9 protein-coding genes are annotated in these 11,878 nt (G+C 56.5%); 3 read left to right on the forward strand and 6 right to left on the reverse strand.

Going from position 1 to position 11,878, the window contains the following annotated elements:
* Positions 1–340: 340 nt before the first annotated feature.
* Positions 341–1,621, reverse strand: a complete 1,281-nt coding sequence (locus AD948_RS10070; protein ID WP_061471799.1) for an SGNH/GDSL hydrolase family protein — start codon at positions 1,619–1,621, stop codon at positions 341–343.
* A gap of 101 nt (positions 1,622–1,722) precedes the next feature.
* Between AD948_RS10070 and AD948_RS10075 the strand changes: the two genes are divergently transcribed.
* Positions 1,723–2,148: an AAA family ATPase gene (locus tag AD948_RS10075; RefSeq protein ID WP_061471801.1), complete on the forward strand. Its 426-nt coding sequence runs from the start codon at positions 1,723–1,725 to the stop codon at positions 2,146–2,148.
* A gap of 404 nt (positions 2,149–2,552) precedes the next feature.
* On the opposite strand, the gene rpsI is transcribed toward AD948_RS10075, so the two are convergent.
* Entirely contained in the window at positions 2,553–3,038 is a 486-nt protein-coding gene (rpsI, locus tag AD948_RS10080) for a 30S ribosomal protein S9 (protein ID WP_006560058.1), read from the reverse strand.
* Between the two features lie 5 nt (positions 3,039–3,043).
* Positions 3,044–3,520, reverse strand: coding sequence for a 50S ribosomal protein L13 (gene rplM, locus AD948_RS10085; RefSeq protein WP_006560057.1), 477 nt, complete (start codon positions 3,518–3,520; stop codon positions 3,044–3,046).
* A 219-nt stretch (positions 3,521–3,739) separates the two neighbouring features.
* On the opposite strand from rplM, the gene AD948_RS10090 reads away from it, so the two are divergent.
* Positions 3,740–5,089, forward strand: coding sequence for a hypothetical protein (locus tag AD948_RS10090; RefSeq protein ID WP_061471803.1), 1,350 nt, complete (start codon positions 3,740–3,742; stop codon positions 5,087–5,089).
* A gap of 135 nt (positions 5,090–5,224) precedes the next feature.
* Complete coding sequence (locus tag AD948_RS10095; RefSeq protein ID WP_061471832.1) at positions 5,225–6,067, forward strand: SDR family oxidoreductase; 843 nt, start codon at positions 5,225–5,227, stop codon at positions 6,065–6,067.
* A 529-nt stretch (positions 6,068–6,596) separates the two neighbouring features.
* On the opposite strand, the gene AD948_RS10100 is transcribed toward AD948_RS10095, so the two are convergent.
* The 3 genes from AD948_RS10100 to phoU form a co-directional block, all read right to left on the reverse strand.
* Positions 6,597–9,683, reverse strand: a complete 3,087-nt coding sequence (locus AD948_RS10100; protein ID WP_082782391.1) for a Hint domain-containing protein — start codon at positions 9,681–9,683, stop codon at positions 6,597–6,599.
* Between the two features lie 493 nt (positions 9,684–10,176).
* The gene (locus AD948_RS10105) at positions 10,177–11,127 is read right to left on the reverse strand and encodes a retroviral-like aspartic protease family protein (RefSeq protein ID WP_061471805.1); all 951 of its coding nucleotides are present in this window, start codon (positions 11,125–11,127) and stop codon (positions 10,177–10,179) included.
* Between the two features lie 44 nt (positions 11,128–11,171).
* On the reverse strand, positions 11,172–11,876 hold the full coding sequence (gene phoU, locus AD948_RS10110; RefSeq protein WP_006560290.1) for a phosphate signaling complex protein PhoU: 705 nt from the start codon (positions 11,874–11,876) through the stop codon (positions 11,172–11,174).
* Positions 11,877–11,878 lie beyond the last annotated feature (2 nt).

Raw genomic sequence — 11,878 nt, forward strand, 5'->3', positions numbered from 1 at the left:
CGGCTCAGGGCTCAGGGCTCAGGGCTCAGGGCTCAGGGCTCAGGGCTCAGGGCTCAGGGCTCAGGGCTCAGGGCTCAGGGCTCAGGGCTCAGGGCTCAGGGCTCAGGGTGTGGCGATACGCCATACTCTGACAAGGGTTTTCTCCTTTTTATTGAACGTCGTTTGAGAACCAGCCTTACAGGCTTGCAAAAGAGTTCCGGGCTGGCCAAGGGGAAAAAGATGCCCCCTGCCAAGCCCTTGAAGCGCAGAGAAACCGCTGCTCCCGCCTGTGTTCCGCTCACAGGCCCTTCCGAACGTGCTGCCATCTTCCCCAACACGCCCGCATCTCCGCAATGAACGGCTAAGGGGCTTGTAGCAGAGAGAGGGACACGGCATCGGCCATGTGATGGTATCCCTCGGCATTGGGGTGCAAATGGTCCCCGCTGTCATATGCTGGGAGCATATGGTCCGGGTGGGCCGGGTCACGTAAGGCGGCATCCATGTCCACCACGCCATCAAACGCGCGGCCAGTCCGAATCCATTGATTGACGGCCTGCCGTTTGGCTTCCCCGGCTGGTGAGTAATAGCCGGGAAAAATGGTACCCGCGAAAGGCGTCAATGTTGCGCCAATAACGCGCAAACCATGCTGATGGGCCCGCAGAACAAGCTGTTGCAGCCCGGCGATGAGATCTTCCGTGCTGACCGCCTGCTCCGCCAACCCCTGCGCGCCGGGATGCCCGATATCATTGATGGATTCCATGATGATCACCGTCCGCACACCGGGCACGGACAGCACATCACGATCAAACCGGGACACAGCGCTTGGGCCGCTTTCCGCCAAAGGCAGATCGTGCTGCACGCGATTGCCGCTGATGCCTGCATTCACAACCGATACAGCCATTCCTGCCCGGATCAACCGTTGGCTGAGATCATCTGGCCAGCGCTGGTTGGCATCCACCGGAGAGCGCAGACCATCTGTAATGGAATCCCCAAGGGCGACGACTGCCTGCCCACCATGGCGCACCACGCTCACACCCGAAAGAAACAGCCGGGCCTGTGTTGTGGTGGCGTTTGGCAGGATGGAAGCCGTGCTGGCATCTGGCCCGCGGGACACATAGGTTGTAGCGAGCCCGAGCGGATGCGTGGCTACCGGCCCGGTAGAACGGGACACATAAAAACTGATGACCACATCCTGCCCGGCAGAAGTCGGTACCGGCGCAACATCACTGATAGCAACGCCACCGGCAGGAATGACAATGCCCTTGCGGCCACCAAACGTAAGGGCATGATCACTTGCGGGGTCAATACTGCCTTTCTGTGCACCGGGCAGCGCTACATGCGCGGCCTCAATCACCAGCGGCGCCTGCCCCATCTCATTGCTCAGACGGATGGAAACACCCTCACCACCCAGAGAAAGCCGCACTGTCTGGCGGATCGTGCTGGCCACAACGGCGGGGCTTGTCGGGAAGGCCGGTGCGGCTCCCCACACGCCCACCGTTATGGAAGGTACATTCTGAGCCTCCTGAGGCGCTGCGTGCACAGGGCAGGCTGTAGCAACTGCAGCAAAGGCCGCACCCAGCAGCACCGGAAGAATATCTGCAACGCTTCGCTTTCTGTTTCTTTCAGGCACGGCAGCAACCACGGCACATAACTCCCTGTTCCGGAACGCGCGTTGCGCTATCCTCTTCGCTCAACCATGCACCCACCGAAGGGCTGGCGTATAGCCCCCTGAGAAGGCCCCTTATGCCCGTTCCGCATCGTATTCTGATTCTGGGAAATAGTGGTTCTGGAAAGACCTGGCTGGCCCAGACACTGGCGCACCGCCTGCAAAGCACCGCGATTGAACTGGACACGCTGCACTGGCTGCCGGGAGGTTTTCAGCAAAGACGACCGCCTGAGGCTGCCAAAAGCGCAGTGCGGGACCATGCTCTAGCTGAAAAATGGGTGATTGAGGGCGTTTTCGGCTGGCTGGTCGCCGAGGCGATACCCAGAACACAGCAGTTGATCTGGCTTGTTTTGCCGGAAGAAGAGTGCGTGAGAAACCTGGAATCTCACCCCACCAAAAGCGGGGAAGATGATGCCTCCCGCTCAGCCCTGTTCCAATGGTGCCGGGAATATAGAACCCGTCAGAATGCCAACGCCTTTGCTGGCTCATCAGGGCCTGTATGACCAGTTCACGGGCGAAAAACACATTCTTGGCAGCAGGCAGGAGATTGCCCGTTTCCTGTCGGAATTTCCCTGACGCGACTGTCAAAAACGGCAGGCAAAGCAGGCGAGGACTATGTGACGCTGCAAAGGGGGAAGATTTTATCGCCACGCCCCATGCCGTCCCATCAGAATGAAACAGCCCTCTTCACGCTCCAGCCAAAACAAAAAAGAGCCGCCAAACCGATCTGGCAGCCTTTTTGAACACTCATTTTGAAAGAACTCCTGAGCGCACCATTTCCCGAAGCGGAAACAGCCGCGTAAAACACCAAGCGGCCAGACTGCGCTGCCCCACAGGCACAAAAAAAGGCGGAAGAGGAAACCCTCTCCCGCCCTTTTCGGCGTTGCAAAAGCAGCGTTCCGGTAGATCAGCGCTTGCTGAACTGGAAGGAACGACGGGCTTTGGCGCGACCGTATTTCTTACGTTCAACCTGACGGGAGTCACGGGTCAGGAAGCCAGCAGCCTTCAGGATGCTGCGCAGGCCGGGTTCATAGTGCGTGAGCGCACGGCTGATGCCGTGACGGACAGCGCCAGCCTGACCGGACAGACCACCACCAACAACCGTGCAGACAACGTCAAACTGGTTGTAGCGGTCAGCCACAAGGAAAGGCTGTGTCAGCAGCATACGCAGCACGGGGCGGGCAAAGTAGGTGCCAACCGGGCGGCCGTTAACCGTGATATCGCCTTTGCCGGGCTTGATCCATACGCGGGCCACGGCATCCTTACGGCGGCCGGTTGCGTAGGAGCGACCCTGCGCATCGCGCTTGGCTTCATAAACAGGGGCTTCTGGAGCTGTGGGAACAACGCCCTTCAGATCAGCCAGCGTGCCTGTACGTTCCTGAGTTTCAGACATGTTGCTCAGCCTTTCTGCGCGTTAACAACGTTTTTGCGGTTCAGCGCCGCAACATCCAGCACCTGCGGCTTCTGGCCATCATGCGGATGGTTCGGGCCAGCATAAACATGCAGGCTGCGCATCTGTTCACGCTGCAGCGGGCCACGGGTGATCATGCGTTCAACAGCCTTCACCACAACGTGGTCAGGGTTCTTGCCACCCAGACGCTGCGCAATGGTGCGGGTCTTGATTCCGCCCGGATAACCGGTGTGGTAGTGGAACAGCTTCTGGCCGGCTTTGTTGCCCGTCAGCGCCACCTTTTCCGCATTGATGACAACAACGTGGTCGCCACAATCAACATGCGGGGTGAACTGGGGTTTGTGCTTGCCGCGCAGACGGTTTGCGATGATGACGGCCAGACGACCAAGACCGAGGCCTTCGGCATCGATCAGGATCCAGTTCTTCGTCACCTCCGCGGGTTTCAGCGAGAGGGTGGTCTTCATAGAGTATGATTCCGTTAAGACTGTATGCTTAAAGATGCTGCCTTATGAGCATGCGTACCCGCTTCGTCAAGAGAAATTGGCGTTCATGACCGTTATTTCAACGGTTTTTCTTCAGGTAACATGTTACCGTATCCTGACTTGCTCTCCGCCCCCGCAGTGCACTAAAGGAGAAGAAGCGTTGAAGAGTTTCTTGTAAAAAACAGGCAGGATTTCCGGCTGGTGAAGAAAAAAGTTCTTGTAACTATAGGCAGTGTTGCCGCCGTTGCCTGCCTTGGCTGGCTGGCGGCCCGTCATGCCGAACATGTCATGCTGGACAAGAGCATTGACAGTTTCCGCCAGACTCTGGGCCCGGATGCCTCCTTCACCTATCAGAAAGCATGGCCCGGCCTGCTGGGCCGCAGCGTGAAGTTCACCGGCCTTGTCTTCCGGCAGGGGCCGGAAACCATTACGGCGGATGATGCGGAAATCTCCAAGATCGCCGCAGCTGGCGAGGATGCACGCCGAATCGGGCGGCTAACGTTCCGCAATTTCCAGTTGGCAGACCCGGCAGGCAGCCTGCATCTGGATACGCTGGCGCTGGACGATGTAACCATGCCCACCAAGGCGGACGAGCAGCACGGCACCCCGGCGCAGGCGCTTGAAATTCGCCATGCGGAAGCGGGCAAGCTGCATGGGTTTGTCAGCAGCCTGCAATCTGATCTCTCGGCCCGCTCTCTTATTGTAGATGATTATGGCCCCAACGAGGCCTCCCGCTTGGAAGCGCACGAAGCCGGGCTTTCAACTGATGTTGCGCCCCAACGCCATATCAAGGCGGCCTCCATCATTCTGGATGGGCTTGATCTGGCGGGGCTGTACGCCAGCCTTTCCTCCGGCACGCCCTACACACAGCATAACGGCACGCGCGATATCCAGATTGAAAAGCTGAGCATCGATGGCACCACCCCGCTGCTGCGGGTTGGCGCGCTGCATTCTCACGCCACCCGTACGGACGCGAATGAAAAGGAAGTCTCCAGCCTGCAGGGGCTGGAACTGTGGCCGGATGTGCCCAACCTCTCCATGCTGCCTGCGCTGGGCTATGACCGCTTTCGGGGGTCACTGGTCCTGAACGACACGCATGACTTCAAGGCCTCCAAGCTGCATGTGGAAGAATTCAGTCTGGATGCGCCGGGCATGGGCCGCCTGCATCTGGATGGAGATTTCAGCCAGACCAGCACCACCACCCTGCTTTCTGCTGGCGCGGCAGACATGCAGGTGCAGAGCCTGAACATCACCTACACAGATCACGGGCTGGTGCCCCGCGCGCTTGGGGCGGCAGCCAAGGCACGCGGCGTAAAGCCGGAAGAACTGAATGCCGCGCTGCAGGCCCAACTGGCCCCGCAGGGATCAGACCCCAAGGCCGTCATGCCGCAGATTGCCACCTATCTGCGCCAGCCGGGCAAAGGACCGCTGACCATTACCATCCGGCCACCACAGCCCTTGCCGGTGATGGCTATTGCCGCTGCCATGAGCATGCTGACCACCACCCCCCAGATGGCCCAGCAGATTGGCCTGAGCATCAAGGCCCCATAAGCGAGGCCCAGGGAGACAAACGCCGTGAGCCAGCCCTCGGACGCAGAAAAGGCCGAAGGGCCAGCCTCTTCCCAGCAGCCACAACCGGCAACTGGGCAAGCGGGAGCACCCGGCCAGACAGGCAGCAGAGAGCCGGTGCATGTCATCGGTGCCTCTGGCCGGTCTGGGCAGGCTGTCTATAAGGCACTCAGGGCACAGGGCACGCCTGTTGTGCCTCTTATCCGTAACCCGGCGTTTGCCTCCGGCCTGCCGGGAGCGCGCCTGATTGATCTGACGGGCCCCACAGGCCAGCTTCGCGCTGCGCTGGCGGATGCCACGGCCATTGTCTGCACCGCCCATGCCCGGAACATTCCCGCCCTGCTGGCCGCAGCGCCCCCGAATGCCAAGCTGATCTGTCTTGGCAGCACCCGCAAGTTCACCCGCTGGCCAGATGCCCACGGGCAAGGCGTGTTACGGGGAGAAAAGGCGCTGATGGCGTCCGGCCGCACCGGCATTATCCTTCACCCCACCATGATTTATGGCGCACAGGGGGAAAATAATGTGCAGCGGCTGGCAGCCCTGCTGCGCTTTATGCCCGTTGTCCCGTTGCCTGCTGGCGGCAAGGCACTGGTGCAGCCCATCTGGCAGGGGGATGTCACGGCTTCCATTCTCGCCGCACTGGACCGTCACTGGCAGGGGTCAAAATCTCTGGTTATTGCCGGGGCACGGGCTGTTTCCTACCGGCATTTCATTGAACTTGTCTGTCAGGCAGCCGGATTGAAGCCGCGCCCCGTCCTCCCCGTGCCAGCGGCCCTGCTTATGGCGTTAGCGCGGCTGACGCCCTTCCTGCCCGGCATCCCCCGCATTGACCCTGCGGAAATACGCCGCCTGCTGGAAGACAAGAATTTTGACATCACTCCCATGCAAACCTTTCTGGGCATAAAGCCGGTTCCGCTGGAAAAAGGCTTGGCCACCTTATGGCCAACACCAGCCCCCTGATCTGCTCGAATTGCTTTCAAGGCAAAGGGTTTTCCAAAACACCTCGCCTAAGGATTGTTTGAAAACCCTGCTTGATCGGTCTGGCGGGTCTTTTATGGTCGAATATGTTGGATACTCGTCCTGATAGCCCCGCATCGCGCTGTCAAATCCGCCGTTCCACTCTCCGCCCCCCCCGTTACCTGCTGGCATCTGAGGGCTGAAAAAGCGGTTTCGCCGCCGCAGCATAATGTCATTAAGACGAAAAAATACCGTCTTCAGGCATAGAAGGGAATGTCACACAGATCTGGATTATTTTTGAAACGTCCTTTTAAAAATGAAACTCTAAAAAAGAATCTTTTTTATGGAAGTGCCAGCCAGCATTACGGTTGACGTGGCTTTACCCAACACCACGCCATTTCCTGAAAAAATTCAGGAAACGCATTTCTTTTAAAAGTGCTTTTGCGGAACACAGCACAAAAAAAAGCCGGACATTCCAGAGGAACATCCGGCCTTCTCACAGCATGATGCGGCTTTTAAACAGCCACCCTTCTTATTTCTGCATGATACGACGGCAGGTTTCCGCAGCGTCCTGCTTTACGTCATACGGTCCTGCGGCGAGGATTTGCAGTGTAAGCATGCTCACACCCTGCGTTGGCGCATCACCCAGCGGAAGAACGGCGTTACCGTTTGTCCAGCGTACGCCACCCTGCTCAAGACCATGCCAGCCGGACAGATCTGCATCGGTCAGATGCGTTGTTACCGGCTGCATCTGGTTGGCATGCAGCACCATCACGCTACCGACCAGCACCCCAAGCGTGCGGCGATCATCCACAAACGGGCCAATCACATCACACGGACGGCTTGCGCGAGAGACAAGGCGCACGGTGCTTACACCCGCAGGCACCATGAAGGACACCATCTGCCCTTTGGTCTGCCGCACCGGACGGATGAAGCTCCCGGCCTCAGTCAGCAAGGACAGTTCAGCGTCCTGCGTCACATGCCGGCCCTGCGCGTCTGGTGCGGTACCTGCCACCACACCTGCGCGCTCTGCCAACGCCCGGAACAGTGGCTCAACAAAATCAGCACGCACTTCCAGCGGGGCAGCAGCATCAGCCGCCCAGGTCTTTCCGCGAGAATGGAGGGACACAACATTACTGTCAGACACAAAGGAAGAACGGTTTCCTGTATCCAGATAGCTTTCTGTCAAAACGCCATCTGCCACCAGCACGGAATGATCTTCCGTCTCAACGTGATAATACTCATAGGTGGTGAGGGTACGATCGTAAAAGATGCTTGTGCCGTTTACCAGCATCCGCACAGGAACAAACCTGCCATCCATCAACAGGCAATGTTCTGATGTTACCAGCATGTCCTGATATGGCACGCCTTCCGCCAAAGCATCTTTCAGAACGCGTACAGGATAACCCGCTTCGTCATCAGGAAGACCGGCAGAGACAATTTTCCGGTTTTTACCAACCCATACAACAGGCTTTTCACACTCACGCCCATCATGCTGAACCAGAAGCATATCCCCTTTGCGGATATCTTCCACAGATACGTCACCAGACACCGTGCGCAGCTTCACGCCCGTCAGGAAGCAGGCTGCCGGGGTAGTGTCTTCAATCAGCCAGCCGGTCGTGCCATCCGTCACAATGGTTGTCTGGGCCGGGGGTGCATAACCGGCAGCCATGTTCACGGTTGGGTAGGTAATGCTTCGTCCGTTAGTCAGTTTGATAACCAACGTGTAGGAGCCATCATCATTTTTGGTGTAATTGGCTGAAGCTGGCTCGGAGGACGTACCCAGAATACCAAAATGCGTGTTGCCAGAAACATTGTTGATCACCGCGCCCTGCACGTTACCATCATTGTTGGCGTATCTGTCATTCACGTAAATGGTATTAACGGTATTGGGGTCCACGTTGATGGTTGCACTTTCCCCCCACAGATTGGCAAGAATGGTGCTGCCCTGCTGAAGGTTGACCGTACCGCCGCTGACTGTAATGGGGGTATCGGTGGTGCCCAGTGTGGCGTTGATCAGATTGACCGTGCCACCACCATTATTAACCTGCCCGTTATCAAAAACCACGTTGCCATCATTGTTCATGATGGTCAGTGTGCCGGACTGCGAATTGATACCACCCAGTTCAACCTTGGCTGATGTATCAACAATAATCGTGCCGTAATTTTCAAAACCGGCAGACGCGAAAACATAGCCGTCACTACTGCCGTTCTGATAATTGGCCGTGATCTTTAAGGTGCTGTCCTGCCAGACGCTTAGGCTACGAAGCTGATTATAGTATGGCGCATTGACCACAACCGTACTCGGCGTTGTACTGCCCGAGTAGCCAACATTGACATCCGCATTCTGTTCGGCCTGCGGGATGGCGGGAGAACCCGTGATGTCCTCGGTAGGGATACGGTTGTTGGAGCTATCATAAAGCGCCCAGTTGTTCGGATCAGACCAGTCTCCACCACTGGTCGGCCCAACCCAGCGCCAGGAACCATCATGCTCATGATAGTTGTGCCCGTCACTGCTTGCGGTAATGCCTGCGCCGGTCGTGTCAGTATCCGTCGCAATCTGAGCAAGGGTCTGGTGTGTGGTGTCATCCGTGTAGGAAGAGCCAGGAACCGTTGATTTATCTTCAATCAGCCAGCCTGTGGTGCCATCCGCCACAATCTCGGCATGGGCAGGCGGGGTGTAGCCACTCGCCATGTTGACTGTGGGATAGGTAATGCTACGCCCATCCTCCAGGGAGATAACCAGCTTGTAGGACCCATCCGAATTCTGCGTGTAATCAGCAGCAACAGGTTCGGATGACGTACCCAGAATGCCAAAATGCGTGTTTTCCGAAACACCGTTGATGGTCGTGCCCTGCGCGTTACCATCATTGTTGGCGTATCTGTCATTTACATAAATGGTATTAACGGTGCTGGGGTCTACATTGATGGTTGTGCCCTCGCCCCACAGATTAGCCACCAGGGTGCTGTTCTGCTGAAGGTTGACCGTACCGCCAGCGACTGTGATGGGATTGGCAGTAGTACCCAATGAGGCATTGATCAGATTGATGGTGCCACCATTGTTCACCTGATCATTATCAAAAACCACGTTGCCATCATTGTTCTTGATGGTCAGCGTGCCGCCCTGCGAATTGATGCCGCCCAATTCAACCTTGGCGGCTGTATCGACAAGAATGGTGCCATAGTTTTCAAAACCGGCAGTGGCGAAAACATAGCCGTTGGTATCACCATTCTGATAATTGGCGGTGATTTTCAGCGTGCTGTTCTGCCAGACACTCAGGCTGCGGATCTGGTTGTAATAAGGGGCGTTGACCACAACCGTCATAGGGGTTGTGTTGCCATAATACCCGACATTGGCGTCCGCGTTCTGCTCGCTCTGCGGTACGGCAGGAGACCCGGTAATGTCTGAAATGCTGTTGCCGCGGGGGTCCTGAAGTTCCCAGTTCGCCGGGTCTGACCAGTCACCCCCCGTAGCCGGGCCTACCCATCGCCACGCATTGTCGTGCTGATGGAAATTGTGGCCGTCGCTGCTGTACTGAGACGTATCCCCGCCTGCTGCTGCGGCATCCGCCGCTATTTGTGCAAGCTCCTCGGGACTGACGGCGTTGTTGTTGGACATCGCGTGTTCTCCTGATTTGTCATCGCGAGTTTTTCCAACCCAACCGACGTCTAGCGACTCGAATGTTTTGAAAAAACTATCAGAAGAGTCATAAAGGGAAAAATTCGTTAATCAAATGTTAATTAAAGATGTACAATTTACGAATATTATATGCGATGACTCGTTGCGATAAATTTATTCAAATAATTAAAATATGGGATTTCCCATCCATACATTTTTTTCTCTTCTTATTTTCATATGTTCTGCAATGATTTATTTTTTATACTATAGAACAAATATTATTGAATATTAACAAACTAAATATTGCGTCATGTTCTGTTCATGTCAATTGAGGACTCAGGAACATCATCCATATTTTGAATGATATCGTGCCTCAGAAATCAGAGAACACAGAGGTATTTTATGCAAAAAGTTTATAAAAGATTTTGCACCGCGTCAGGCAATTTTTTCTTTTATTCTGTCCCGCTGGCCCAAAAACGGAAGGAAACAGTCCTTACGGCTGCATCATTTCCGGCTCAAAGGTCGGGTCTTTGCGGGGTGGCGGCACCAGACGCTGAATGTAGATTTTCTCATTCTGATTGGAGACCCACACACGGTTGTGGCGCAGAAAATCCGCCCCCAGCAGGGCTTCTCCCTCTGTCTGCATCGCACCTACAGCCAGAACAGGATTGATAAAAACCTCTTCCCCTACCTTCAACTGCTCAAAACGATGCAGACGAACCTGCAAGACGTTTCGGTCAATGCCTCTGGAAGGAAAAGAAACGTCGGTTTTCAGTTGTTCCTCATGCACACCGGCATGGTGCGCCTGCCGTGGCAGAATGACCGTCATGCTTGAGCCACTATCCAGCACCGCATCAATCTTGTGGCCGTTCAGTTCAAGCGGAACCTCGATATGTGATCGGCCTATCCGCTGAAAGGAGAGACTGGAAACCGGCCCGTCCCACATGGGGGTGGGAGAAGAACAGCCATTTATCTGATAGAGATTGATGGTATGCGCGGGCAGATCAAACACGACCTCGTACTGTTTCAGGAAATCTCCACCGAACAAACCCACAACAGGCACGGTGTTGATGTACCCGAACACACGAGGGGTATCGACCAGCACCACGTTCCGCGCTTTGGCGGAGCCCAATCCCATGGAAGGAACCTGAAACAGGGAGGACTGAACAAGACCACCCACACCCTGAATGGATACATCGCCTGAAAGTGCTGTCAGTTTGTAATCGTGCGCCGCCTTGCGCGAGACTATGGAGACACTGGCCCCGGTATCCACAATCATCGCGGCTTTCTGGCCGTTGAGTGTGACTTCCACAATGGGAGAACCGGTGGCATTCAGCACCGGCAACGTGCCAAGCGTTGCCACCTGACACCCGGCGGGGGTTTGCGCGCACCCTGCCACGCCCGCCAGAAGGGCCAGATAAACTGCCCGAAGCGTCTGCTTCATTCCCGCTCTCCTTCTCTATGGAGCGGGAATGAGAAACCTGTTTCTCAGCCGCCCTTTCTGGCAGCGCCCCCACGCGGGCGCACAGCCGGAAGCATCTCTCCGGTTACCGCGTAATAGACACGCTCCGCAATATTGGTGGCGTGATCCCCAATACGCTCCAGATTCTTGGCCACAAACAGCAGGTGAATACAGGGCCCGATCTTGCGCGGATCTTCCATCATGTATGTTACAAGTTCACGGAACATGGTTGTGTAGAGTTCGTCTACCACCGTATCCGCATTCCAGACTTCCATGGCGCGGGTGCTGTCATTCTTGGCCATGGCCTCGATGGCCTTGTTCAGGTTTTCCTGCACAAGGCGACCCATGCTGCGGAGCGCCCCGAAGGACAACGCACCATCCAGCGGTTCCACCTTCATGGCGCGCCGGGCGATGCTTGAGGCATAATCCCCAATGCGTTCCAGATCACCGGTTATTTTCAGCACGGCCACAATCAGGCGCAGATCAACCGCCATGGGCGCGCGCAGGGCCAGAATACGGATGGCCAGACTCTCGGCATCCCGTTCAAGCGCATCCACCTCAACATCCAGTTCAGGTGGCTCTACTGCGGCTTCTTCATTCTGATCCACCACGGCGGCAATGGCCTGTGCGGTCTGGCGTTCCACAAGGCCGCCCATCCGGGCCACAATACCCCGCAGGCGGTCCAGTTCCTGATCATAGCGGGTGACGGTATGTGCGGGTTCGTTTCCCATCG

Source organism: Acetobacter senegalensis, assembly GCF_001580995.1.
Classification (GTDB): Bacteria; Pseudomonadota; Alphaproteobacteria; order Acetobacterales; family Acetobacteraceae; genus Acetobacter; species Acetobacter senegalensis.

Bases quoted from the DNA above. Each gene is read 5' to 3' on its own strand.
- phoU (WP_006560290.1), bottom strand. From the start codon at position 11,876: ATGGGAAACGAACCCGCACATACCGTCACCCGCTATGATCAGGAACTG.
- AD948_RS10100 (WP_082782391.1), bottom strand. From the start codon at position 9,683: ATGTCCAACAACAACGCCGTCAGTCCCGAGGAGCTTGCACAAATAGCG.
- rpsI (WP_006560058.1), bottom strand. From the start codon at position 3,038: ATGTCTGAAACTCAGGAACGTACAGGCACGCTGGCTGATCTGAAGGGC.
- rplM (WP_006560057.1), bottom strand. From the start codon at position 3,520: ATGAAGACCACCCTCTCGCTGAAACCCGCGGAGGTGACGAAGAACTGG.
- AD948_RS10075 (WP_061471801.1), top strand. From the start codon at position 1,723: ATGCCCGTTCCGCATCGTATTCTGATTCTGGGAAATAGTGGTTCTGGA.
- AD948_RS10105 (WP_061471805.1), bottom strand. From the start codon at position 11,127: ATGAAGCAGACGCTTCGGGCAGTTTATCTGGCCCTTCTGGCGGGCGTG.